Source organism: Oceanisphaera sp. W20_SRM_FM3, from assembly GCF_052119705.1.
Lineage (GTDB): Bacteria > Pseudomonadota > Gammaproteobacteria > Enterobacterales > Aeromonadaceae > Oceanimonas.
In genome coordinates this window covers 1-26030 of record NZ_JBGQOP010000016.1, presented here as the reverse complement: position 1 = coordinate 26030, position 26030 = coordinate 1, and the positions used below count along the sequence as shown (strand labels likewise).

The following is a 26030-nucleotide window of genomic DNA, read 5'->3' as shown; positions in this document are numbered from 1 at the left end:
TCAACATTATTTCTGGTTAGACCAGCCCTAAATAGTCTTGCAAACGACGGTTAATTTAATACACTACCGCAACTACACGCACTTGCGTATTTCTAAAGGGTAATATTTGTCATGAGCAACATCGAAGAACGCGTAAAGAAAATCATCATTGAACAACTGGGCGTTAAAGAAGAAGAAGTTAAATCTGAAGCTTCTTTCGTTGACGACTTGGGTGCCGATTCTTTGGACACCGTTGAATTAGTAATGGCGTTAGAAGAAGAATTCGATACTGAAATTCCTGATGAAGAAGCTGAAAAAATCACTACCGTTAAAGCGGCAGTTGATTACATCAACGCGAATCAAGAGTAATAAATCTGCGCCGAAGTGACCAAGGTCACTTCGGCTCTTTCCCCGTTTTAATCCCCATTCGGAGACGCTCCTGTGTCCAAACGCAGAGTCGTGGTGACTGGCCTCGGTATGCTATCTCCTGTCGGTAACACGGTTGATGCCAGCTGGCAGGCCTTGTTGGCAGGTCAAAGTGGCATTAGCAATATCGAGCACTTTGATACAACCGATTACAGCACCAAATTTGCAGGCCTGGTCAAGGACTTCGATCCCGAAGATCATGGTATTGCGAAGAAAGAAGCCCGCAAGATGGACTTGTTCATCCAATATGGCGTGGCAGCCGGTTTACAGGCCATGGCCGACTCCGGACTCGACATTACAGACGCTAACGCCGATCGCGTTGGTGTATCCGTTGGTTCAGGCATTGGTGGTCTTGGCTTAATAGAGTCCAACCACACCAATTTACTGGCCAGTGGCCCGCGTAAATTAAGCCCGTTTTTTGTGCCTTCCACCATCATCAACATGGTGTCTGGCCACTTATCTATTATGAATGGCTTACGCGGCCCAAATATCGCAGTCACTACCGCTTGTACCACAGGCACGCACAGCATAGGTCTGGCGGCGCGTATGATTGCTTATGGTGACGCCGATGCCATGCTGGCAGGCGGCACCGAAAAAGCCTCTACCACTTTAGGTATGGGTGGTTTTGCGGCGGCGCGTGCGCTTTCTACGCGTAACGACGAACCACAAAAAGCCAGTCGCCCTTGGGACAAAGACCGTGACGGTTTTGTGCTGGGTGACGGCGCCGGCGTTATGATGCTGGAAGAGTATGAGCATGCTAAGGCTCGCGGTGCCAAAATTTACGCCGAGCTAGTCGGCTTTGGTATGAGCGGCGACGCACACCATATGACGGCTCCTCCAGCGGAAGGCTGTGGCGGTGCAAAAGCCATGACCAATGCCATTAAGGATGCGGGCATAGCACCGAGTGTGATCGGTTATGTGAACGCCCACGGTACCTCAACGCCGTTAGGCGATGTGGCCGAGTTGCGCGGCATGAAGCAGGTGTTTGGTGAGCATGCGAGCAAGCTAATGATAAGCTCCACCAAATCGATGACAGGTCATCTATTAGGTGCGGCCGGTGCTATTGAAGCCATCTTCAGTGTACTGGCGTTGCGCGACCAAATTGCACCACCCACCATCAACTTGGACAATCCAGATGATGAGTGTGACTTGGACTTAGTCGCCCACACCGCGAAACAAGGTCAGTTTGAGTATGCCTTATCCAACTCTTTTGGTTTTGGTGGCACTAATGGCTCATTGATTTTTAAACGCATATAATGGCCCTTCGGTCATGCTGTAAGCCCGGCCCTGTGCCGGGCTTTTTTATAGGCGCAAGTAGAGCGGTATGTTTTACGTGGTAAGCCATACGCCAAAGTTGATACGAGATACAAAGTCTTGTTGTATAAGAAAATAGTGGAGGGCGGCATGGATACCATTATCACAGACACCCGTCTCTTTTCGGCTGTAAGTCGTGGTTGGCAACTGGGTGATGGCCACTTCACTACCATGCATGCTAAACATGGCCACTTACTGCACTGGGCGTATCATGAGGCGCGCTTGAGTGCTGCTTGCATGCGCTTGCAAATGCCGATGCCTGACTGGACAAAAGTAAAAGATCACGCGCAAGCATTGGTCGGCTCACAAACCGACCAAGTATTGCGTATTACTTTAGTGCGCGGTGCGGGTGGACGCGGCTACAGCATGCAAGGCTGTGCTGAACCTCAAGTGCTGCTCAATACCGCGCCTTTTCCGATGCAATATTATCAGTGGCGCGAGCAGGGCATTGAGATTGGCGTATGCCAAGGGCGCTTGGGTAACAGCCCCTTATTAGCGGGCTTAAAAACAGTGAATCGCTTAGAGCAGGTGCTGCTGAAAGCCGAATTGGACGCCGAAGGCTGGCCCGAAGCATTAGTGCTCAATGCAGAAAACCACATAGTAGAAGCCGTCACCGCCAATGTATTTTGGCGAGAAGGCGAGCAAATTTATACCCCAGATTTATGTCAGCTTGGCGTATGGGGTACGATGCGCGCTTGGTGTACGGATTATTTGGGAGACAGACTGACCATCACTCAAACCCCATTAGCGCGCTTACTCGTCGCCGATGAAGTCTGGCTCACCAATGCGCTGCTGGGTGTGGTCCCGATAACTAGGATCCTTGAGCGCCATGCGGGCTCGAATGTTAAGACAACAAATGTTAAGACAACAAATGTTAAGACAACCAATTTAAACGTTGCTGAGTTTAAAATAACGAGGGAATTACAACAGGCTTATGAGAAAACTAATTAAGTGGCTGGGCCGTATTTTTTTATTAGCCGTGCTCTTTATTGGCGGTATGGCCATCTACAGTTATCAAGAATGGCAGCAGCTAGAAACAGCACCGATTGCCACTACAGAGTCACCGTTATTCGTGGTGGCACGCGGTGAAACCAGCGGGAATTTGGTCACGCGCCTAAGTACGGAGTCGGTGCCGAACTTTGTTAAAAAGTTATGGTTGCGCTTTCATCCCGAGTTAGTCGCGGTACGCCATGGTACCTATAAATTTGATGAGCAGACCTCGGTGCGAGAGGCACTGCAAGCTATCGTAAATGGTGAAACTTATCGCTTGCAAGTCACCTTAATAGAAGGGCTGCGCTTAAGCGATTGGCTGCAACGCTTGGCCACTGCGGAATATTTAGAAATAACCCTAGACGGGCAAAGCGAAGCTCAGATAGCCAAGCAACTCGGACTGGATAATAAAAAATTAGAAGGTTGGTTGCTACCCGAAACCTACAGCTATACCCCAGGTGACACGGATCTTTCTATTTTGCAGCGTGCTTATGATGAGATGCAGGTATTTATCGATAAGGCATGGTCAGAGCGTAGGCCTGACTTACCCATAGCGACTCCCTACGAAGCCTTGATCCTGGCCTCCATTATCGAGAAAGAAACCGGCATTGCCGAAGAGCGACCGCTGATCGCCTCGGTATTTGTGAATCGGTTGCGAGTCGGCATGCGTCTGCAAACCGATCCCACGGTAATTTACGGTATGGGTGAAGATTATGACGGCAATATTCGTAAGAAAGACTTACAGACGCCAACGCCTTATAACACCTACACCATAGATGGCTTGCCACCTAGCCCGATTGCCATGGCCAGCAAAGAGGCCATTATGGCCACCTTGCATCCTCTGGACAGCACGTATTACTATTTTGTGGCCATGGGTGAAGGGCGGCACTATTTTTCTAAATCCTTGCGTGAGCATAATAATGCCGTGCGTCGCTATATCTTAAAAAGGTAGATTATGGGCCAGTTTATTGTGATTGAAGGGCTCGAAGGAGCCGGTAAGAGTACGGTACACGCCCACGTAGTGGCGTGGTTACAAGCCAAAGGCATTAGCGTGGTTAACACCCGCGAGCCCGGTGGCACCCCGCTCGCCGAGCGCATGCGTGACCTGGTGAAAGAGGTGCATGACGAGCCCATGACCATGGAAGCCGAGCTACTGCTGATGTATGCGGCCCGCGTGCAATTAGTGAGAAATCGTATTCAGCCTGCCTTAGAAGCCGATTGCTGGGTGGTGGGTGATCGCCATGATTGGTCGTCCTTGGCTTACCAAGGTGGCGGACGCGGCATTGACACAGATCTGATCCGCGAAATCAAACAAGCAATATTAGGGGACTTTGGACCTGACTTTATCTTGTATCTGGACATAGACCCCGCGATTGGCTTAGCGCGTGCTTTAGAGCGCGGTAAGCTGGATCGCATCGAGCAGGAGCAATTAAGCTTTTTTCAACGCACCCGTGCTACTTATTTAACCTTGGCGGCCGCCGAGCCAAATTGTCGGGTGATTGATGCAAGTCTTGATGAAGAAACGGTAAAAGAAGCCGTGCTAAGTGCCTTGGAGCAGTGGTTTGTATCCTTGGCTAAGTGAGTCATTAGGCCAATTGTTGCCGCTGATAGCTCGGCGGCAATTGGGCCATGCGTTGTTGATAAAAGGCACGGCGGGCCTTGGCAAGTTGCACTTAAGCCAGCATTTAGCGCAGGCCTTGTTGTGTGATATTGCGCCTGATGAAGCCGCTGATATCAGCGCTGTTTTGCCTTGTGGCCAGTGTCATAGCTGTCGACTGGTGCAGGCGGGCACCCACAGTGATTTGCACCTGATTAACAGTGATACCCGCAGCATAGGCGTAGACAGCATACGCCAGCTTTCTCAGACGTTAAGCGAAAGCCCACGTTTGGGCCGCGCTAAAGTCGCCATTATTTATGAGGCAGAAAAAATGACCGAGGCGGCGGCCAACGCCTTGCTGAAAACCCTAGAAGAGCCCGCCGGTCAAGCGACGTTAATACTTGTTAGCGCCCATCCGGAGCGGCTGTTGCCCACTATTCGCAGCCGCTGTCAGCAGTGGTTGGTGCCGCTGCCAAAACCGGATTTGGTGTTGGCTTGGTTTTCAGAGCAAGGGCTGGCACAGCAAGACGTGGGCGCCCATAGTGAGCAGTCTTGGTTGGGCGCCTTAAACGTCAACCAAGGCTCGCCGCTGGCCACCTTGGCGTATTTACAGGCAGGGCTGGATCAAGGGCGCCATGCTTTATTAAGCCAATTTAGCCAGTTAGCCGACCAACCGCAGACTGTGATGGCGGTGCATACCGCCTTGTTGGCTAACAAAGTACACCTGACATGGTTGCAGCTGTTACTGCAAGATGCGCTGCAGTTAGCCCTGGGCTTAACGCCAGCCGCATTGCGCTTAGCAGATAATCTAGATCTTGCCCGTCGCGTTAGCCAAGTGGGGATGATGCGTTTAGAGCGCGCCTTAACCGGTTTACTGCAACTGCAGCAAGTCGGTCAAACCAGCCTTGGCCGACCGGTGAATGCCGGTATGCAGCTAAGCCTGTGGCTAAATGATTGGCTGGCGAACGCAAAGTGAGGAGAGAGGTGTGAAGCGTGAGGGGTGATGCCCACTTCTACTCTTATCTCACTCTTCACGCCTCACTTTTCACACTTCACACTTCACACTTCACATACACACAAAGGAGACGGTTTTGCTGGTTGACTCACATTGCCATTTAGACAGACTCGAATACGGAAAAAAACACACCGATATGGCCGAGGTGATCGCCAAGGCGGCTCGTCGTGGCGTAGATCATATGTTGTGTATCGGCGTTAGCTTAAGCTCCTTTCCCGATATGTTGGATGCCATTAAGCCGTTCCCACAGGTGTTTGCCTCCTGCGGCGTACATCCGCTGCATCAAGACGATGAAGCCAACGATCCTGAGTTACTGCTTAAATTGGCTTCCGATCCGGCCGTGGTGGCGATCGGTGAAACCGGCTTAGATTATTTCTATGCGCCTGAGTCAGCCGAGTTACAACGCCGCTCCTTTGAGCAACACGTGGCGGTGGCGGTCGCGGTCAATAAGCCGTTGATCATTCATACCCGCGGCGCCCAAGAAGACACGTTACAAGTATTGCGAGACGGCGGCGCCGAAAAAGTAGGTGGTGTGCTGCATTGTTTTACTGAGTCATTGGAAATGGCCCAAGCGGCCATAGAGCTGGGTTTCTATATTTCGATCTCCGGTATCGTGACCTTTAACAGCGCTTCGGCGCTGCGTGAAGTGGTGAAAGCCCTGCCATTAAACCGATTATTAGTGGAAACCGACTCCCCTTGGCTGGCACCTGTGCCATTTCGCGGTGAAGAAAATGAGCCTGCCTATACGCGCACCGTGGCGGAGTTTATTGCCAAGCTAAAAAACATCACGCCAGAAGAAGTGGCCGCGCAAACGACTGCCAATTTTTTCGAGTTATTTAAATTAGCCAAGCCTGTGGATGTAAAGTGAGGCGTGAATCGTGAGTGGGGGGGTAAACGCAGACGGGTGCTCATTTTCAATATTTAAGCTCCTCAGTTGCTAGGCTGCTGTTTTATTTCTATTTTTACGTAGGCTAGCCGTCTGTGTTATAAACGAATCGATCCATTGGTGTCTTTATCAGGAGGTGCGCCTTGCTTGCATGGCATGGGTGGCTAATTGTCGCCTTATTACTGTTGTTACTGGAATTGCTGAGCCTAGGTTTCTTTGCACTGGCGTTGGGGTTAGCGGCATTAGTGGCCATGAGTGCCGCCTTGTTAGATCAGGGAGCAACCGTACAATGGTTTGTGTTTGCCTTAGCAGCGGGGGTGTTAGCACCGGGCTTAAAGTGGCTATTTCGCCGGTATGCGCCGTCACGGCGTACCAGCTGCTTGGCCGGCGAAGGTCAATTGCAAGAGGGCGAGATTACCCAGCTTGAAACGGGAGAGTATCGGCTGCGGTTTGAAGGTGACTTATTTATGGTACGCAGTGCCTCAAATGCGCCGCTGATAGTGGGGGCGCGAGTAATGATTTGTCGCTTTGATGGCATTACCGCCATCATTGAATAATAAAATAAGGGAATAGCATGGGTTTCGAACCAACATTTATCGTAGCATTGGTGTTTGCGGTGCTTATTTTAGTATTTGTAATCAAAGGATTGATGATAATACAGCAGTCAGAAGCTGTGGTGATTGAACGCTTAGGCAGTTACAACAAAACCTTAGGCCCGGGTGTTAACTGGGTGATCCCCTTTATTGATAAGCCCAGATCCATCAAAGTTCGCCGCTATCGTACCATTGGCGGCCAAAATGTCGCCATGGTGACCGATGAGCTGCGCATTGACCGCCGTGAAACTGTGCTCGACTTCCCAGGACAGTCGGTGGTGACCGCAGATAACGTCAGTGTGAACGTTAATGGCGCCTTATATTTTCAGGTGATAGATCCAGAGCGTGCCGTCTATCAAACCGAGAACCTGATCCAAGCTATCGAAATTTTAGCCAAAACGTCGCTGCGTTCTGAAATGGGCAAAATGGAGCTGGATAAGCTGTTTGAATCGCGCCAAGAAATTAACGACAAATTACAGCTGGTGATGGATGAAGCCGGCAATAAGTGGGGCGTAAAAGTTACCCGTGTTGAAATTCAAGACATAGTGATCCCGGCTGAAGTAGAAGACGCCATGCGCAAACAAATGGCCGCGGAGCGTGAACGTCGTGCGCTTGTTTTGCGCGCCAGTGGTGAGCGTGAAGCGGCCATTGCCAAGGCGGAAGGCGAAAAGCGCTCCAGCATCCTAGTGGCTGAGGGCAGTAAAGAAGCGGCCATCTTAATGGCCGAAGGCCAACGCAAGGCCATAGATGAGGTATTATCTGCCGGCGATTCAAGGCTAGACCCGCAACTTATGGTTGGTTATTTACTCGGTCTTGAATATCTGAAAACCTTGCCCGAGATTGGTAGAGAGGGCGATCGCATCTTCTTGCCCTTTGAAGCCAGCAGTGTACTGGGCGCAGTAGGTAGCATAGAAGCGCTGCTTAACCCGCGTAAGATCAGCGGCTAACAGTTAACGCAGCTGCGATTATTTTTTATATAAAAGCCCAGTGCTGCTGACAGCACTGGGCTTTTTTATATTCGTTTGCCGCAGCTTGTGATAATTGGTTTTAAACAGCCGCTTACAAAGCACAATTCTTCTGTAGTGTGGCCGTCTCTTAGGTAAAGAGTCTTTGCCACGGTTTGGCTCTGTTTTTTAGCCTTAAAATAGCCAGCTATGCTGGCCCGCCGAATAAATTGGCGGCTACAAAGGGCGAATACTCTTTATGAAAATATACGGGCTACGGATCTGGTGTTTTTTACGCTTGGTGCTGGGCTAAGATCTACACATCAACCTGCTCCTTGCGCTCACATAAAACCACATAGGCGAGGGCGGCCAGTAAGGTGCAGCCGCTCATGGTAATCAACATATATAACGGCGAGCCATCGGGCAGCAGCGCCACAAATGCCGCCACCAAGGCCGCAGAGCCAAAGCGCAGCGTCCCTGCCATGGACGATGCCGTGCCCGCCAAGTTCGGTAAGCTGCCAAGTAGGCTGGCCATGCTGTTACTGCCGATGGTGGAGATCACACCCACGTACAACATGATGGGCGCCACCACAGACCATAATCCCCAGCCCATTAACGGACCAATCGGCATCAGCAGTCCGGCCAATAACTGCAGCCCCAGCGCTAAGCGCAACATAGTGCGCGAGCCTAAGCGGTGCACCCAGCGGCCATTAAAAATAGTGAACAGCATCAAGCTGATGACGTTTAAGCCAAATAAGTAGCCCACATGCTGGGGAGCTATGCCATAGATCTCGATGTAAATAAACGAAGCACCGGTTAAGAAGGCAAACATACCGGCAAAGGAAAAGGCGCCACACAACATAAAGCCCAATGCCATCGGACTAGTCAGCAGGCGTAAGTAGCTGCGCAATATGGAGCCCAAATGCAATGGTTGGCGGCGCGCTAAGGGCAAGGTCTCGGGCAGACGAAAGTTGCACGACACCGCAATAATGACGGTAAAACCCGCTAACACCCAGAAAATGGAGCGCCAACCAAACCAATGGGCCAAATGCCCGCCCAGCATAGGGGCAATTAAGGGCGCGAGCGTCATCACCAAGGTGATATAGGACATAGTGCGAGCAAAGTCTTCGCGGTTAAATAAGTCGCGCACTAAGGCTTGTACTACCACGGCCGACGCTGCTCCGGCAAAGCCTTGCGCGGCGCGCAACCAAGTCAGGCTTTCTACGCTAGTGGCCATGGCACACAGCATGGCGGCGGCGGCAAATACTAACATGCCGCCTAGTAATACCGGACGGCGGCCTTTGGCATCGGAAAGGGGGCCAAACAACAGTTGACCTAAGGCAAAGCCGGCAGTGTAGGCGGCAAGCGTGGCTTGTACGCGATGGGAGTTACTGGCCAAGGTTTCGGCGATGGCCGGCATGGCTGGCAGGTACATATCGATGGCCAGTGGCGTGAGGGCGGACACGGCGCCAAGCAAGATAATTAACGGTAACGATGCGTGAGCTGACATACGCCGCAGATTCCTCCAAGCAAACAAGCGCTCCTTGCGGTTGTCGACAAAATAAAGCAAAAAAAGCTAGGTACTAAATCCGTGTACCTAGCCTAGGGGAAGCGCGAGCTGCAGACCGCTGAGTGTCACCTTCTCACTATCGGCCACAAACGCTAAGCTTGCCAGCTCACACTTAACAATCTCACGAGTGAGCAGCTGAAACTGTGTTGTATCAGGCCCTGACTCTAAGCCCGCCAGTATACGGGCAAGTGCGCGGTAAAGTCATAATTGAGCGAGCTTAAGACGCTTAAAATCGCGCTCAATTTTTTACCCGGTGTGATGCGATAGGCTTGCAACTGGGTCTACATAATATTACTGTATGCCCATACAGATAAGGAGTCAGTAATGGCAGTAACAATACAGTATCTCGTGGTTAGAAACGGAATCGAAAAAATGACGTTTATTAATAAAAAAGACGCCGATGCTTACGATCGTCTGCTCGACTTGGCAGAGCACCTAGATGAAGTGTTGGAACGCGCGCCGATCACGCTAAATGAAACCGATCGTGAAGCGCTGGCGCTGTTTTTAGCCGAAAACCAAGACTTGCTCAGCGGACCGAAAAAACAGCCCGCCAAAAAAGCCCCTAAGCCCGCCCGTAACACCAAAGAGGCTGAGCCTGCAGCTGCAGAAGATGCTGAGCCAGAAGACGACATTAACGCCGTGGCTTGATGGCTAACTGTGAGGCGTAAAAGGTGAGGCGTGAGGGAAAACCCTGTTACGCCTCCTCGCAACCGTTGTGCTTGGCACCTCAGAACCTGCTATGCAGGTTTTCGCGGCTAAAGCACGCGACTACCGCAGAACTACAGCTTTGCTGCTCCATGCCGACAGCGATGTTACCGTTTTTGTTTAGCTTGGTGCTCGGCGCTGTATTTTTGCCTGGACCTCACGCCTCACGCGTAATCAGTGATACAAAGTCCGATACAGGCCTTCTTGCGCCAGCAATTCTTGGTGCGTGCCAGACTGGCTTATCTTACCGTCTTCAAATACCAGTACCCGATCCGCTTGGCGCACTGAGCTGAGGCGGTGCGCCACTATTAAGGTGGTTCGTCCCTGTAAAAATTCCGCCAATGCCGTATGCAGCTTATTTTCGGTATCTGTATCGAGCGCAGAGGTGGCTTCATCTAAGATAACGATGGCCGGATTTTTTAACACCATGCGCGCGATGGCGAGTCGTTGCTGTTGGCCGCCGGAGAGCTTCATGCCGCGCCTGCCTACTTGGGTGTCCAAGCCTTCGGTCATGGTAAAAACCACATCAAAGAGTTGCGCTACCTTAAGGGCTTGCCACAGTGCCGCGTCGTCATGCTCATCGCCCAAGCACAGATTGGCGCGAATGGTGTCGTTAAACAGCACGGGTTGTTGTAGAACGGTGGCGATGTGTTCACGAATAATGGGAAAGCCAATCGCTTGGCTGCTAACCCCACCAAAGCGAATTTCGCCGCTGTCAGCGGGATACAAGCCTAATAACAGTTGAATAAAGGTCGACTTACCGCCGCCGCTGGCACCCACCAGAGCCACTTTTTCACCGGCGTGAATGTGCAAGTTGACTTGGTCTAATACCTTGCGCTCGCCATTATAGGAAAAACTCAAATCTTGCACGCTGATGGGCAGGGTAGTAACACCCAAAAAAGGATCAGCCTGCGGCGAATGCTTAAGGTCGCCCACGGCTTGTCGATCCGTGTCAGTACCTAATGCCAGCATATTATTGATGCGCTTTAACGCAGCACTGGCCGCATAAAATGAATATTGCATATTCAGAAGATCTTGTATCGGTCCCATCATGAACCACAGATAACTGAAGACGGCAAAGATCTCACCCACTGTCAGGTTGGTATAAAGCACCATTATCATACCGGCGGCGCGAAACACCTCTACGCCAGATAAAAACAGCAAGAAGCTAGCGCGACTGGCCGCTTCGCTCTTCCACGCATAATCGATAGCGGTGTCGCGCACGCCTCGAGCGCGGTCGATCACGCGCAGTAAATAATGACGCTCACGATTGGCGGCGCGAATTTCATGAATGCCGTCTAGGGTCTCGACTAAGGCTTGTTGGAACAGTTCGAAGGCGCTGTTTTCATTGCGCTTTAAATATTTTACCTTGGCACCGAGGCGACTCGAAAAATACACCACTATCGGATTAAGCAATAAAATAAATAATGCTAACTGCCAGCTTAGTAGTAGCAAGACAATGGCGGTGCCGATCACGCTAAATAGGCTGATCAGTAACCGACTTAAGGTTTCACCTAAAAATTTATCCAGCGTTTCCACATCAGTCACAAAATGTGAGCTGACGCTGCCCGCCCCGACAGACTCAAATGCACGCAAGGGGGTGCGCACTAGCTGTTTGGCCAATAAGGTGCGTACCTGAAAGGTGAGGTGCTTGGCGATATGGGCAAATTGGCGACCCTGAATAATATTAAACACCAAAGAAAACACCCGCAGTAATAGCGTTAAGGCTAATACTGCTAAAATAAAGCCCACCCCAGTTTGCCATGAGCTGGGTAAGAACCAGCTTAATCCCGCCAGTAAGCGGCCTGGTTGGTCGAGTAATACTTCATCAACTAATAACGGCATCAGCAAGGGTACGGGTACGGCCAATAAGGTGCCACATAAGGCAAAAATGTGCGCGTATATCAGCGCAGATTTGCGTTTTCGCATCATGTTGACGATATCTGACCATGACAAAAACGGGGTCAGGGAATTTTTTTTATCCATCAATTACCCTCACTGGGTTTTCATTTAGGGAAAGGGCAGGTAAGTTAAGTAAAATTTATCGGCTTTCGTGTTTAAAAACATACTATGTCTACAAAATCTGCATTTTATAACAGTCTCACCGCACAAGCCGTCGCCTTGTGTGATGGCGAGCCCAATCGCTTGGCTAAATTGGCCAACTTATCTGCTTTGCTTAATTTAGCCCTAGAGGACATTAACTGGGTTGGCTTCTATTTCTGCGAATCAGAAAGCCTAGTGCTGGGTCCCTTTCAAGGCAAGCCCGCTTGCATGCGCTTGCCGATGGGCCAAGGCGTGTGCGCCAAGGCGGCAAGCACAGGGATTATTCAACGCGTAGCCAATGTACATGAATTTTCTGGTCATATCGCCTGCGACGGCGCCAGCAATTCAGAAATCGTATTGCCTATCAGTGACGGTGAGCAAGTTTGGGCCGTATTGGACATTGATAGCCCGACCTTTGACCGCTTTGATGAAGAGGATGAGGCTGGATTGAGTCTTTTTGTGGCGACAGTGAGTCCCTTGCTGTAACGTCGGGGTCGCTTTTGTCTGCGCGCTCTTTATAATATGCATTGTTTCAGTGGGCGGTGCGCCCTTAGGTCTTAACCAAGGTATTTCATGGAAAACTCGGAAAAATTGAAAAACAGTAAAGAAGTTATTGCTTACTTAGCAGAACGCTTCCCGCAATGCTTTATCGCCGACGGCGAAGCTAAGCCTTTAAAAATTGGTATCTTTCAGGATTTAGCCGCCCAATTAGGCGAAGATCCTAAGGTGTCCAAGACCTTACTGCGCACAGCCTTACGCCAGTACACGTCTAGCTGGCGCTATCTGCATGGCTTAAAAGCCGGTCAAACCCGTGTCGGTTTAGATGGCGAAGCCTGTGGTGAGTTGACTGAAGAACATGTTGAGCATGCCAAAGGCGCGCTTAAAGAAAGCAAAGAAAAAGTCTTTGGTGCGCGTAAAGACAAGCCCGCTCCTAAAAAAGCCAAGCCCAAAGCAAAAGCTCAGCCTAAACCTGAGTCTAAAGCTAAGCTTGAGCCAGCAGTTGCGACCCCGGCGCAACCGCAAGCTAAGCCGCAGCCTGTTGATCCCGCGACCCTAAAAGTCGCACAAGAGGTCAGAGTGTTACTGGGCACGTCGCCAGTACCTGCGACCGTTAAAGAAATTACCCGCGATGATGTACAGGTTGAGTTAAAAACTGGCCTGTCACTGCGTGTTAAATTCGAACATCTTATTCTTTAAGGAGTAGGGTTTGATCAGTCACGGAATTCGTTTGTCTTTGGTCGCCGCCGGCATCATGGGGGCGAGTATTGCTTGGGCAGTACCGCCGACCACTGATGCGTCCGCCATTCCCGTATTGGCGCCAGAAAGTCAGCATGCGGTTGCCAGCAAGCGGGTTACCGCGCTGTTCACCCGTTCCCATTATCGTCAATTTCAGCTTGATAATGCCTTTTCCGAACGGATCTTTGATGGCTATATAGAAAGCCTAGATTTCAGTAAGAATATTTTTACTCAAGCTGATATTCAGCGCTTTAGGGGCTATCAAGATAGTTTTGACGATGCACTGAGAGCCGGCAGGCTCGACGTTGTTTATGGGATGTATAACAAAAGCTTGAAAAAACGCTATGAGCGTTTTGTCTATGCACTGTCGTTACTCGATACCCCCATCACCTTTGAAAACGATGACGAGTATCAGTTTGACCGGCGTGAGGCCGATTGGCCGAAAGATCAGGCAGAGCTAGATAAGCTGTGGCAACAAAGAGTTAAATACGATGCGCTCAGTCTGGCTCTTACCGATAAAGACTGGCCAGAGATCAAAGAAACCCTTGCCAAACGCTATAACAACGCGATTAAGCGCTTAGCGCAAAGCGAAAGCGAGGACGCCTTTCAAAGCTTCACCAACGCCTTTGCCCGCGCCATAGAGCCACACACCAGTTATTTAAGCCCGCGTAACGCCGAGCGCTTCGAGACAGAAATGAACTTGTCGCTCGAAGGCATAGGCGCCGTATTACAGGGTGAAGATGACTATACGGTGATCCGCTCTTTGGTACCCGGGGGCCCAGCGGCTAAGTCAGGCGAGTTGCTGCCTGACGACCGTATTATTGGTGTAGGCCAAGCGGCCGATAAAATTATCGACGTCATTGGCTGGCGTCTTGATGAAGTTGTTGACTTGATCAAGGGCAAAAAAGGCACGCAAGTCTGGCTACAAATTCAGCGTGGCAAGGCGGTCACCAGTACGCCTAAGCTGATTGAGATCACTCGCGATACGGTACGTCTCGAAGACAGAGCCGCCAGCGGCAAAGTGATCAAGGTGAACAATGAAAATATCGGTGTGATTGAAATTCCGAGTTTTTATGTCAACTTGAGCGTGGATGTAGCCAAAGAAATCGATAAGCTGAAGAAAGAAAACATTAAAGGCTTAGTGATTGACTTGCGCGGTAATGGCGGCGGTGCACTCACCGAAGCCTCCAGTCTAACGGGCCTGTTTATTAAAAGCGGGCCTGTGGTGCAAATTCGTGATGGCTTGGGTCGTATTACGGTAAACGGTGATGACGATGAGCTGTTGGCCTACGCGGGTCCGATGACGGTACTGGTTGACCGCTACTCGGCGTCGGCTTCTGAGATTTTTGCTGCTGCGTTAAAAGATTACGGTCGAGCGGTGATCTTGGGTGAAAATACCTTTGGTAAAGGCACGGTACAGCAACATCGTAGCTTATCGCGCATGTATGACTTGTATGAACACCCCATGGGCTTCGTACAATTCACCATCGCCAAGTTTTATCGCATTAATGGCGGCAGTACCCAAAATAAAGGTGTGAAACCCGACATTGCTTTCCCTACGCCGATTGTGGCGGAGGAAACCGGCGAAAGTCTGGAGAAACATGCGCTACCTTGGGATCAAGTAGACAGCTTAGCGTTTGATAAGGTGCAAGACCTTACGCCTTTACTGGGTTCTTTACGCCAGCATCATCAGGCACGTATTAAGCAAGCTCCCGAGTTTGTGTACGTTTTTGAAGATATTAAAGAATACCAAAAACTCAAAGACAAAAAATCGGTGTCACTCAACTCTGCTAAACGCAAAGTCGAGATGGAAGAGCAAGATGCCAAAGCCTTGATACGTTTAAATGAGCGTTTGAAGCGAGCAGGCTTGGCCACCGTCACTCAGTTAGACGATGCGCCTACCGACTTTGTACCTATCGATGGTTATTTAGATGAAGCGGCACGTATTACCGCCGATCTGGCCAACGCTAAAGGCTAATTAAGCTAAGCCCAGGCTGATTAATCAGCCTGGGCTTTTTTTATGCCGTTTTACTGCTCAAGTTCGTCACTTTTTAGTTCATAATTTATGCCCAGTGACTCAAGCAATTTTACCCGCTACCACACCATTTCATTTCACCTGTGCCCTCTATGCATGGGGTCAAATAAGCGAGGTCTCCGTTCATGACTCAAATCACGCCTAAAGTGCAATATCGTGATGATTATCAAGCGCCCCATTATTGGATTGATACCTTGGATCTGGATATTCAGCTGCATGATAACGCCACCCAAGTGGTGGCCATCAGCCGCGTGCGCCGCAATGGCGAGCACGATGAGCCTTTGGTACTGGATGGTGAGCAGTTAACCTTGTTACAGGTGGCGGTAAATGGCATCAATATCGGTCAGTATCAGCAAACTGAGCGCAGCTTAGTGTTGTCGCAACTGCCCCAAGAGTTTGTGCTAACCATTAAAACCCAGCTGGATCCGGCGGCCAATACCGCGCTGGAAGGCTTATATAAGTCTGGCTCCGCTTTTTGTACTCAATGTGAAGCTCAGGGCTTTCGCCGTATTACCTACTACTTGGATCGCCCAGATGTATTGGCGCGTTTCAGTACCCGTATTACTGCCGATGCTGCTACCTGCCCGTATTTATTATCGAACGGCAATAAGGTGGATGCAGGCACCTTGGACGACGGCCGCCACTGGGTGCAATGGCAAGATCCGTTTCCAAAGCCGGCGTATTTATTTGCAGTGGTAGCCGGTGATTTTGATGTGCTGCGCGACCATTACACCACAGTGAGTGGTCGCAACGTGGCGCTCGAGATCTTTGTCGACAAGGGTAACCTACACCGCGCCGACCACGCCATGGACAGCTTAAAAGCCTCCATGGCGTGGGATGAACAGCGCTGTCACTTAGAATACGATCTCGATATTTACATGATAGTGGCGGTGGATTTTTTCAACATGGGCGCCATGGAAAACAAAGGCCTCAACGTCTTTAACTCCAAGTTTGTGTTGGCCGATGCCAATACCGCCACCGATGCGGATTATTTGGATGTAGAGCGGGTAATTGGCCACGAATACTTTCATAACTGGACCGGTAATCGCGTTACCTGTCGTGACTGGTTTCAGTTGTCGTTGAAAGAAGGCTTAACGGTATTTCGCGACCAGGAGTTTTCCTCTGATCTCGGCTCACGTACCGTCAATCGCATTCAAAATGTGCGCATCTTACGCGGCCCGCAATTTGCCGAGGACGCCGGTCCTATGGCCCATCCTATTCGCCCGGATGCGGTGATTGAAATGAACAACTTCTATACACTCACTGTGTATGAGAAGGGCGCAGAAGTGATCCGCATGCTGCATACCTTAGTGGGTGAAGCTGCGTTTCAGCGTGGTTTGACGCTTTACTTACAGCGTTTTGATGGCCAAGCGGCCACCTGTGACGATTTTCTTAGCACCATGTCTGAGGCCAGTGGCCGTGACTTAACACGCTTTGCCCGCTGGTACAGTCAGTCGGGTACGCCGGTATTAACGGTGCGTGATGAGTACGATGCCGCCACCCAGCACTACATCTTAATCGTGCGCCAACATACGCCACCTACCTTAGAACAGACGCAAAAATTACCGCTGCATATTCCACTCAGTGTGGCCTTATACACGGAGCAGGGCGAGCCGCTCACCCTCATCTTGCGTGGCGAGAATGTCAGTCCAGTATTGGATGTTATAGAAGCCGAGCACGAATTTATCTTTGAAAATGTGCCCACGCGGCCCGTACCGGCATTATTGCAGGGATTTTCGGCACCCGTGAAGCTGGATTATCCCTATACCAATGCCCAGCTTAGCCTGTTGGCCAAGCACAGCATAGATGAGTTCGTACGCTGGGACGCGGTACAAATGCTGATTAACAATGCGGTGCGCGACAATGTAGCGCGCTTACAAAGTTTACAAACGCAACAGCAAGGCGAGCACGTTGTACCCGTACCTCAAGCATTGTTAGATGTGTTTAGCGCGACGCTTGAAGAGGAAAGTCTGGACTCTGCCTTAAAAGCGGAGATGTTGACCTTGCCGGATATTGGCAGCCTGCTGGAGTTATTTGAGCAGGTCGACATAGATATACTCGGTCAAGTGCACGCCCAGCTGCAGTTAGCGCTGGCGCAAACCTTGGCACCCTTGTGGCGCCAAGCCTATGAGCAAAATATTACGCCTGACTATCGCATCGAACATCAAGATATAGCCAAACGCGCTTTGAAGAACGTGGCGCTGAGCTATTTGGCGTTAGCTGATGCTGATGCGGGGACTCATGCAGGAAAGAATGGCTTGGCACAACAGCAATATCAGCACGCCAATAACATGACAGATACGCTGGGTGCCATGAAGGCGGCGGTGCGTGCTTCACTCGTTGAAGCGGGCGTTATGCTGGCGGACTTCGAGCAAAAATGGCAGCACGATGGCTTAGTGCTCGATAACTGGTTTCGCTTACAAGCCACGGCACCCGGAGATGATGTATTGGCGCGTATCGGCCAGTTAATGGAGCATCCCACTTTTAGCTTGAACAATCCCAATCGGGTACGGGCGGTCATTGGTGCCTTTATTAACGGCAACCCGTTAGCGTTTCACCGCATTGACGGTAGCGGTTATGATGTTTTGGTGTCGGTATTAATGGCTCTGAATAAGAGCAACCCACAGATCGCCTCGCGCTTAATTACGCCGCTCATACAGTTTGCGCGCCTTGACGATACCCGGCAAAACTTAATTAAGACACGCTTGGCACAGCTAATGGCGATGCCTGATTTATCTGGTGACTTGTATGAAAAAATCGTTAAGGCGCTAGCCTAATGCGCCGGCTGCGGTTTCGGCTGGCTATTTCGGCCCCGCAGCTGTTGCAGTATTACCAAGGTCGCACTGGGGCCTTGTCGGTCCAAACCGAACAAGGGGTGCGGCTGCAAATTGGGCTGCATCACTTTCGCACTTTTGTCAGTCATGATGGCTTACAAGGTTATTTTGAAATTACCCTCAATGCTGAGAATCAATTTCAGCAATTAGCGCGGTTATAGTGCCTGCGGTCATATGTAAGGCATAACATATACGTCATACGTTAAAAACAACACCTAATACCGGGCTTGCCCGGTATTTTTATGCCCAAACCCAATGTGTATTAGCGACAGGATTTTTTAGCATACGGCGTACTGCGAAAGTTGTATCTCTGTATTGCTCCGCCTGTTTAATCACAATGTTTTAATAACAACGGTTTATTAACAATGGCTTATTAAAAATGCAAACTTTTGCTAACTTATTCATTAAGTTGCAAGACAGCAGGGGGATGAGACAGTCGTCAATTGAAAAATAGTCTCTTAGGCCGTGATCGAGTCGATACTTTGACACCTTGCTCCCACGCCTGACTCGTATTCAAAATTGGGCGGGCATACACTGTTTCCATCCTGTTCTGTTAGGGCGTCATGCTCTATGGACACTCGCTTGTATACGAGGAAGATAACAACATGGCATTTACCCCCCCAGCAAGATCCGTTTTGCTCGACAATGTAGCCCAGCACATCACAGATAAATTCCCAGGCCCTCTCGCTCCCTTAGTGAACAATTTCGTCACTCATTTATACAGCGGCATTACCGATTATGACTTATCTCATCGCAACGCCAGCGATGTGTATGGCGCAGCCATTAACCTGTGGCAAGCCTTTGCTACGCGTCCAGACGCTGGCTTATATGTGCGTGTTTATAACCCAGAGCTCGGCCGTCACGGCTGGCAGTCACCCCATACCTTGGTAGAAGTTATCTGCACTGATGCGCCATTTTTAGTGGACTCCATTCGCATGGCGCTTAACCGTATGGGCATCACATCGCATCTTATGCTGCATCAACCCATGCAGGTGGTGCGAGATGTGGATGGCACACTCACCGAGATCAGAGAGCGAGAGCAGGAGCAAACACAAGAGCAAGCCAGCGCCAATCAGCCCCTTGAAACCGCTTTTCTAATTGAAATTGACCGCTTACCCACCCAAGAAATTCAAGACGCCTTAACCGCTGAATTGTTGTCTGTGGTCACAGAAGTGCTGCAAGTGGTGTCTGACTGGCAGCCGATGGTGCAACGTTTGGAGCAAGTGATAGCCGAACTGCCTACCGCCTGTGGCGCGCATCCCGATGACATGGCGGAGACGTTAGCGTTTTTAAACTGGGTGGTGGATCATAAATTTACGCTGATGGGCTATCGTCGCTATCAATTAACCGGTGAAGGCGAGTCTCAAGTGCTATTGCCGGAGCTAGACAGCAGCTTAGGCTTGTTAGGTAATATCAACCACGCCCAGCCGTTAGTGCTCAGCGATTTAAGCCCAGCCGCGCGAGAGGCGGCGTTAAATAATAACATTTTAATTCTCACCAAAACCAATCATCAATCTCGGGTTCACCGACCGTCTTATATTGATTACATCGGCATTAAACGCTTTGATGATCAGGGTAGGGTGATAGGTGAAGACCGCTTTATCGGACTCTACGCCTCTAATGTGTATAACCTGAGTGCCCTCGATATCCCACTGATTGGCGCTAAGTTACGCCGTATTTTGGCTCATTCTGGTTTGGTGAAGGGCAGTCATGCCTATAAATCGTTAGTTAATATTTTAGAAAGCTACCCGCGCGATGAGCTTATTCAAGCCACTGAGCAAGAGCTAACCACCATCGGCATGGGTGTATTGGGCATGCAAGAGCGGGACATGACGCGGCTGTTTGTGCGCCGTGACTTATTTGAACGCTTTTTCTCTTGCATGGTGTATGTCAGCAAAGAGCGATTTAACACTACGCTACGCCAAAAAACCCAAGCAATTTTACAAGATTATTTTGGTTCAGAAGAGGAAGTGGAATTTAGCACTTACTTTTCTGAAGGCGTATTTGCACGCACCCACTATTTAATTCGGGTGCAAGATAACGCGATGGACATTGATGTGAATAAAATTCAAGCAAACTTAATTGAAGCGGCGCGCAGTTGGGAAGACCAATTTAGCCAAGCCTTGTCGGTGAGCATGGGCGAAGCCGAAGGAAAGCGCCTGTTCGATAAATACGGTGCCGCCTTTGGACATTCTTATACCGAAAGAGTGATGCCAGGCTCAGCCGTAGCCGATGTTGAAAAATTGGAAGCGCTCAGTGATGCGCAGCCGTTGGGCATGTTGTTTTATCGCGCCCAAGAAGAAAAACCCGACTCTAACCGGGTGCGCCTTAAGCTCTATCACAGAAATGAGCCCATCCATTTATCTGATGTAATGCCGATGTTGGAAAACTTAGGCCTGCGCATCATAGGTGAAACGCCCCATCAGGTAAGCTGCGGCGACGACACTTATTGGGTATTAGACTTCGCCATGTTTTACACCGGCGCGCCTTTGGATCTGGATCATTGCCAAGGCCGTTTTCAGCAGGCGTTTGCTCAGGTGTGGAATAAAGAGCTGGAAAACGACGGCTTTAACCGTTTATTGTTGGCCTGTGATCTAACGGGGCGTGATATCAGCGTGTTACGTGGTTATGCCAAATATATGCGCCAAACCGGGGTGAGTTTTAGCCAACAATACATTGAAGAAACCCTGACCCGCTATCCACAATTAGCCCAGCTGTTGTTTACGCTATTTGAACAGCGTTTTTCCTTGCTGCAAAGCCAAGACGCCGCTCAGGAGGCTGCGTTGCATCAACAATTAGTGGCAGAGCTCGATAAAGTTGCCAATCTCGACGACGACCGTATTATTCGCCGCTTTATGGAAATGATTGAAGCCACGGTGCGCACCAACTTCTATCAGACGGCGGCCAATGGCGAGCCTAAGCCCTATATCTCCTATAAGCTGGCGCCGTCCACCATTAGTGACATGCCGCAACCGCTACCTATGTTTGAGATTTTTGTCTATTCGCCGCGGGTTGAAGGTGTGCATCTGCGCTGGGGCAAGGTGGCGCGCGGTGGTTTGCGCTGGTCGGATCGTCGTGAAGACTTCCGCACCGAAGTATTAGGTTTGGTAAAAGCACAGCAAGTGAAAAATACCGTGATCGTCCCCGTGGGTGCTAAGGGCGGTTTCGTGTGTAAGCAACTTCCAAACGGCGATCGTACCGCCTTTTTAGCCGAGGGTAAGGCCTGTTACCGCCTCTTTATTCGCGCGCTGTTAGACGTGACCGACAACATCATTGACGGCCACGTGATCCCGGCCAAAGAGGTGGTGCGTCACGACGAAGATGACTACTACTTGGTGGTGGCCGCGGATAAAGGCACTGCTTCTTTCTCTGATATTGCCAATGAAATCAGTGCTGAATACCAGCACTGGTTAGGCGATGCCTTCGCCTCTGGCGGCTCTGTGGGCTACGACCACAAGAAAATGGGCATCACAGCCCGCGGCGGCTGGGAGTCGGTGAAGCGCCACTTCCGAGAGCTGAATATCGACTGTCAAACCACCGACTTTACCGTAGTCGGCATTGGCGACATGGCCGGCGACGTGTTTGGTAATGGCATGTTGCGATCACCGCACACCTGCCTGGTGGGGGCCTTTAACCACTTACATATCTTTATTGACCCGAGCCCCAATGCGGCGGCCACCTATGTGGAGCGTGAGCGGTTATATAATACCCCAGGCTCAAGCTGGAGCGATTTTGATGCTAGCTTAATTTCACAAGGCGGCGGCGTGTTTGAGCGCTCGGCTAAGTCCATTAATTTAACGCCCGAAATGCAGCAACTGCTGGATACGGATAAGACGAGCTTGGCGCCAACTGAGGTTATTCATCACTTATTGATGGCCAAAGTGGATTTGATTTGGAACGGCGGCATCGGCACCTATGTGAAATCTGCGCGCGAAAGTCATAACGACGTAGGCGACCGCGCCAATGATGCAGTGCGTGTGAATGGCACTGAGCTGCGGGCGCGCATCGTAGGCGAGGGCGGTAACCTAGGCTTCACTCAACTGGGCCGTATTGAATACGCCAGTCAAGGCGGGCGCATTAACGCCGACTTTATCGATAACGTGGGCGGCGTAGATTGCTCCGATAACGAAGTGAATATCAAGATTTTATTGACCACCTTGGTCGATAAAGGCGAGCTGACCATGGAGCACCGCAACCAGTTGCTGTTTGATATGACGGAGGATGTGGCCAACAAAGTGCTGACCAATGCCTATCGTCAGTCGCAAACGATTTCTGTGACCGAGCACAGCGGTGCGGCGGCACTAAAAGAGCAGCAGCACTTTATTCAATGGTTAGAGCGCAAAGGCAAACTGGATCGTCAATTAGAGTATTTACCGAGCGACGATGAGCTGACCGAGCGCATGGCGGCAAACCGCGGCTTAACGCGTCCCGAATTGGCGATTTTAGTGGCTTACGCCAAGATGACCTTGAAAGAGACACTGAATATTAGTGAAATCACCGACAACGACTTTATCGCGCAGTTATTGCCGCTGAGTATGCCACAACCCTTAGTGGCGCAGTTTGGTGAGGCACTGATGGCTCACCCGTTACGGAGTGAGATCATTGCGACGCGTTTGGCCAATATCATGGTCAACGACATGGGCTTTAACTTTGCCATGCGCCTGCAAGACGAAACCGGCACCAGCATCTGCGATATTGCGCACAGCTTTATGATAGCGCGCGAGGTGTTTGGCATGGACGACTTGCTGCGCGATATTGAAGCACTGGATAACCAAGCACCGGCCGCCGTGCAATTAGCGCTCTTTACTCAAGTGAGACGTACGGTTCGTCGTGCGACCCGTTGGCTGTTGCGCAATCGGGATCGTAAGTTGTCTATTGAGCAGGCCATCAGCCTCTTTAAACCGGCTTATACCAGCTTGGCGCAGGATCTGTATCAGGTGATGATTGAGTCAGAAGTGGCGGACATCAAACAGGCAGTAAGCGATCTTACGGCTCAAGGCGTGTCGCAATCTGTCGCCGAGCGAGTGGCGAAGTTAAGCAGCGCTTTCTCAAGCCTAGACATAGCACAAGTGGCCACAGAGCAAGACAAAGACATAAACGTGGTGGCCAAGCTGTATTTCCACCTTGGCGTTGAGCTGGAGCTGCATTGGTTCTTAGATCAAATAAACCTGCAAGCCGTCAGCAACCACTGGCAGGCACAGGCGCGATCCGCATTTAGAGAAGACTTGGATTATCAGCAGCGTAGCCTCGCGGCTGTGGTATTGAAAGACTGTAATGCGAGCGATGAATGCGCTAATATGCTGGCCCAGTGGCTGGATAAGCACGAGCAAGCATTGAATCGCTGGCGCCATTTATTAGCAGACTTTAAGGCCTCATCTAGCCATGAGTTTGCTCAGTTTTCAGTGGCCTTGCGTGAGCTGAATTTGCTGCATCTGCATTGTGTGAACGCGGTTTAATGGCGGGCTTAGCGTAAACGCCGTTTAATAAATGGCATTGCATAACTATACCCGTAGTTATACCCATAACAATACTCAAGCCTCGGTCAATACCGGGGCTTTTTTACAAGGACAAGAACTGTGTATTCACTGGTTAAACCGCTTTTGTTTCAATGTGACCCAGAGCATGTGCACGAGCTCACTATCAAGGGCTTAGGAAAAAGCCAACACAACGCCTTGGCGACCTTATATCGCCGACCTAAAATTATGAATCCGGTGCAATTAATGGGCCTGACCTTCGATAACCCTGTGGGGTTGGCGGCGGGGTTGGATAAGAATGGCGACTGCATAGATGCATTCGCCGCCATGGGCTTTGGCTTTATTGAAATTGGTACCGTCACGCCCAAGGCACAAGATGGCAATGATAAGCCGCGTCTGTTCCGTATTCCGCAAGCGGACGCCATCATTAACCGCATGGGCTTTAATAACCATGGCATCGATTACTTGATTGAAAATGTGAAAAACGCCCGCTATAGCGGTGTGCTCGGCATTAATATCGGTAAGAATAAAGACACGCCGATTGAGCACGGCAAAGACGACTATATTATCTGTATGGAAAAAGCCTACGCTCACGCAGGCTACATTACGGTGAACATTTCCTCACCCAATACCCCAGGCCTACGTAGCTTGCAATACGGCGAGGCGCTGGACGACTTGCTGGGTTCACTGAAAGAAAAGCAGGCCGAATTGGCCACACTGCATAATAAGCAGGTGCCCTTGCTGGTGAAGATTGCTCCAGACTTGTCTATGGAAGAAATTGAGCAGGTGGCGGACAGCTTAGTGCGCTTTAATATCGATGGCGTGATCGCCACTAATACCACGCTGGATCGCGAATTGGTGTTTGACTTGCCTCATGCCCATGAAGCAGGTGGTTTAAGTGGTCGTCCGGTACAAAATAAAAGCACAATTGTTATCCAGGAATTGTCCCGTCGCTTAGCGGGCCGTTTGCCTATTATTGGTGTGGGTGGCATAGATTCATTAACGGCAGGGCGCGAAAAAATGGCTGCCGGTGCCAGTCTGGTGCAGATTTATACCGGCTTTATTTATCAGGGGCCGCAACTTATTCAGCAGCTGGCGCGCCATTTATAAACTAGATATGCGTCACAGACTGTAACTCTTGTGCGAAATAGGTTATAAAATAAGGCAATAAACAGAAATTAACACTATGGTTTGATGTTTGATGACTATTATCAAATATCAAACCCTGTGCATGTGCTAGTTTTACTAAACATAACTGTTGTATGCATAACTATTGTACGCATAACTATTGCACGCATAACTATTGCACGCATAACTAGTGTAAATATAACTAAAAGGTGTGACTTGGATGTTGCTTCAACCAAATGATCAGTGGCGCTGGTTTATGGGTGAAGACAGACACCTAATGCTGGACTTAGGTGAGGAGATGCTGTTTTGCAGCCCTTATGTAGCAAAGCATTTAGTGTGTTCGACCTCATTAGATCAGTGTTTTTCGGTCGAAGATACCGGCCTGTATTATCGATTTTTAGACAAACTCTGCCATTGGGGTTCATCGGCACAGCGGGTGCAAGCGGCATTAAATGGTGTGGCAGCCGCCCGTTTTTATAAACCTTTGATGCCCCAGAGTTGGTTTTTTGAGCCGCAAGCGGATTACCATCAGCCAGAACTTGGCGAATTAATCGGTTTAGATGTGGAAAATGAACAACTGACTATGATGGTTATCGAAACCTCACCTTCGGCGTCCGTGTGTATTTCACTGGCCCCAAGCCGATTGTTATCGGGCAGTAAACAACTGAACACCTTTAGTGCCATCAAGGTGATGAACGATCGTCTGGTTAGTTTAGATGTGCTGAGCGAGAACGAGCACATCAGGCAAGTAGGTTAACGGGCAACTTTCAGCGATAAGCCGTCAGCATTCAGTCAAGATAGCAATGCAAGAACATTAAAACACAAAGCCAACAGTAGCGCATTCTGCTGTTGGCTTTGTGTTATCTGTTTGAAGCAGCGAACAAAATATTGAATGTGTGGCCAATAACCCAGTGAAAATCAGGATCGGGAAAATCGAACTAAGAGTTCGTGAGTGTTTTATTACAAGATGTGGCGGGTGATTGCTAGAAGAGGGGAGTTATGATGTTTGAAGATAACTATTTTAAGTTTTTTTAAGTGGTTGCGGGAGCTGGATTTGAACCAACGACCTTCGGGTTATGAGCCCGACGAGCTACCAAACTGCTCCATCCCGCGTCCGATACTTAAACGCTATTCTTTACTCTGTACTGCTTAACACTTTACTACAACGAAAGTTACTGCAACTGCACACTTAAGTGGTTGCGGGAGCCGGATTCGAACCGACGACCTTCGGGTTATGAGCCCGACGAGCTACCAGACTGCT

At 50.1% G+C, this 26030-nt stretch carries 20 protein-coding genes and 1 tRNA gene; 18 read left to right on the top strand and 3 right to left on the bottom strand.

Features of this window, described 5'->3' with window-relative positions; genetic code table 11:
- Nucleotides 1-111: 111 nt before the first annotated feature.
- The 9 genes from acpP to ACEN2G_RS09785 all read left to right on the top strand — a co-directional run bounded on the left by acpP (nt 112) and on the right by ACEN2G_RS09785 (nt 7747).
- On the top strand, nt 112-348 hold the full coding sequence (gene acpP, locus ACEN2G_RS09825) for an acyl carrier protein (protein ID WP_086963052.1): 237 nt from the start codon (nt 112-114) through the stop codon (nt 346-348).
- A 72-nt stretch (nt 349-420) separates the two neighbouring features.
- Nucleotides 421-1662 carry a beta-ketoacyl-ACP synthase II gene (fabF, locus tag ACEN2G_RS09820; protein ID WP_442021314.1) on the top strand — a complete coding sequence of 414 codons (1242 nt, stop codon included), beginning with the start codon at nt 421-423 and terminating at the stop codon, nt 1660-1662.
- A 147-nt stretch (nt 1663-1809) separates the two neighbouring features.
- The gene (pabC, locus tag ACEN2G_RS09815; protein WP_442021313.1) at nt 1810-2670 is read left to right on the top strand and encodes an aminodeoxychorismate lyase; all 861 of its coding nucleotides are present in this window, start codon (nt 1810-1812) and stop codon (nt 2668-2670) included.
- Entirely contained in the window at nt 2654-3661 is a 1008-nt protein-coding gene (mltG, locus tag ACEN2G_RS09810) for an endolytic transglycosylase MltG (RefSeq protein WP_442021312.1), read from the top strand. Before pabC ends, mltG begins: the two co-directional genes overlap by 17 nt.
- A gap of 3 nt (nt 3662-3664) precedes the next feature.
- Entirely contained in the window at nt 3665-4291 is a 627-nt protein-coding gene (gene tmk / locus ACEN2G_RS09805; RefSeq protein ID WP_442021311.1) for a dTMP kinase, read from the top strand.
- On the top strand, nt 4272-5282 hold the full coding sequence (gene holB / locus ACEN2G_RS09800; protein ID WP_442021310.1) for a DNA polymerase III subunit delta': 1011 nt from the start codon (nt 4272-4274) through the stop codon (nt 5280-5282). Before tmk ends, holB begins: the two co-directional genes overlap by 20 nt.
- Nucleotides 5283-5397: 115 nt before the next feature.
- On the top strand, nt 5398-6189 hold the full coding sequence (locus tag ACEN2G_RS09795; RefSeq protein WP_442021309.1) for a TatD family hydrolase: 792 nt from the start codon (nt 5398-5400) through the stop codon (nt 6187-6189).
- Nucleotides 6190-6350: 161 nt separating this feature from the next.
- Nucleotides 6351-6764 (top strand): NfeD family protein, encoded by a 414-nt coding sequence (locus ACEN2G_RS09790; RefSeq protein WP_442021308.1) that lies wholly within the window; start codon nt 6351-6353, stop codon nt 6762-6764.
- 17 nt (nt 6765-6781) lie between these two features.
- Entirely contained in the window at nt 6782-7747 is a 966-nt protein-coding gene (locus tag ACEN2G_RS09785) for an SPFH domain-containing protein (protein ID WP_442021307.1), read from the top strand.
- 313 nt (nt 7748-8060) lie between these two features.
- Here the strand turns inward: ACEN2G_RS09785 and ACEN2G_RS09780 are convergent, their stop codons facing one another.
- The gene (locus ACEN2G_RS09780) at nt 8061-9254 is read right to left on the bottom strand and encodes a Bcr/CflA family multidrug efflux MFS transporter (RefSeq protein ID WP_442021306.1); all 1194 of its coding nucleotides are present in this window, start codon (nt 9252-9254) and stop codon (nt 8061-8063) included.
- 384 nt (nt 9255-9638) lie between these two features.
- Between ACEN2G_RS09780 and ACEN2G_RS09775 the strand changes: the two genes are divergently transcribed.
- Entirely contained in the window at nt 9639-9962 is a 324-nt protein-coding gene (locus ACEN2G_RS09775; RefSeq protein WP_442021305.1) for a YebG family protein, read from the top strand.
- Nucleotides 9963-10193: 231 nt separating this feature from the next.
- Here ACEN2G_RS09775 and ACEN2G_RS09770 read toward each other — a convergent pair whose 3' ends face one another.
- The gene (locus ACEN2G_RS09770) at nt 10194-12005 is read right to left on the bottom strand and encodes an ABC transporter ATP-binding protein (RefSeq protein WP_442021304.1); all 1812 of its coding nucleotides are present in this window, start codon (nt 12003-12005) and stop codon (nt 10194-10196) included.
- 84 nt (nt 12006-12089) lie between these two features.
- Here ACEN2G_RS09770 and ACEN2G_RS09765 point away from each other — a divergent pair, with 84 nt between their 5' ends.
- The 8 genes from ACEN2G_RS09765 (at nt 12090) to ACEN2G_RS09730 (ending at nt 25526) form a co-directional block, all read left to right on the top strand.
- A complete protein-coding gene (locus ACEN2G_RS09765; protein ID WP_442021303.1) occupies nt 12090-12548 on the top strand; it encodes a GAF domain-containing protein in 459 nt (152 codons plus the stop codon).
- A gap of 87 nt (nt 12549-12635) precedes the next feature.
- Nucleotides 12636-13259: an RNA chaperone ProQ gene (gene proQ, locus ACEN2G_RS09760; protein ID WP_442021302.1), complete on the top strand. Its 624-nt coding sequence runs from the start codon at nt 12636-12638 to the stop codon at nt 13257-13259.
- Between the two features lie 10 nt (nt 13260-13269).
- On the top strand, nt 13270-15276 hold the full coding sequence (gene prc, locus ACEN2G_RS09755) for a carboxy terminal-processing peptidase (RefSeq protein WP_442021301.1): 2007 nt from the start codon (nt 13270-13272) through the stop codon (nt 15274-15276).
- Nucleotides 15277-15458: 182 nt separating this feature from the next.
- On the top strand, nt 15459-18110 hold the full coding sequence (gene pepN, locus ACEN2G_RS09750; RefSeq protein ID WP_442021300.1) for an aminopeptidase N: 2652 nt from the start codon (nt 15459-15461) through the stop codon (nt 18108-18110).
- On the top strand, nt 18110-18328 hold the full coding sequence (locus ACEN2G_RS09745) for a DUF2835 family protein (protein ID WP_442021299.1): 219 nt from the start codon (nt 18110-18112) through the stop codon (nt 18326-18328). The genes pepN and ACEN2G_RS09745 overlap by 1 nt, the downstream gene beginning before the upstream one ends.
- A 444-nt stretch (nt 18329-18772) precedes the next feature.
- Entirely contained in the window at nt 18773-23623 is a 4851-nt protein-coding gene (locus ACEN2G_RS09740; protein ID WP_442021298.1) for an NAD-glutamate dehydrogenase, read from the top strand.
- A gap of 120 nt (nt 23624-23743) precedes the next feature.
- Nucleotides 23744-24751 (top strand): quinone-dependent dihydroorotate dehydrogenase, encoded by a 1008-nt coding sequence (gene pyrD, locus ACEN2G_RS09735; protein ID WP_442021297.1) that lies wholly within the window; start codon nt 23744-23746, stop codon nt 24749-24751.
- A 238-nt stretch (nt 24752-24989) separates the two neighbouring features.
- Nucleotides 24990-25526, top strand: coding sequence for a cell division protein ZapC (locus ACEN2G_RS09730; protein WP_442021296.1), 537 nt, complete (start codon nt 24990-24992; stop codon nt 25524-25526).
- 279 nt (nt 25527-25805) lie between these two features.
- On the opposite strand, the gene ACEN2G_RS09725 is transcribed toward ACEN2G_RS09730, so the two are convergent.
- Nucleotides 25806-25882: transfer RNA gene (locus tag ACEN2G_RS09725), tRNA-Met, on the bottom strand.
- Nucleotides 25883-26030: the final 148 nt, after the last annotated feature.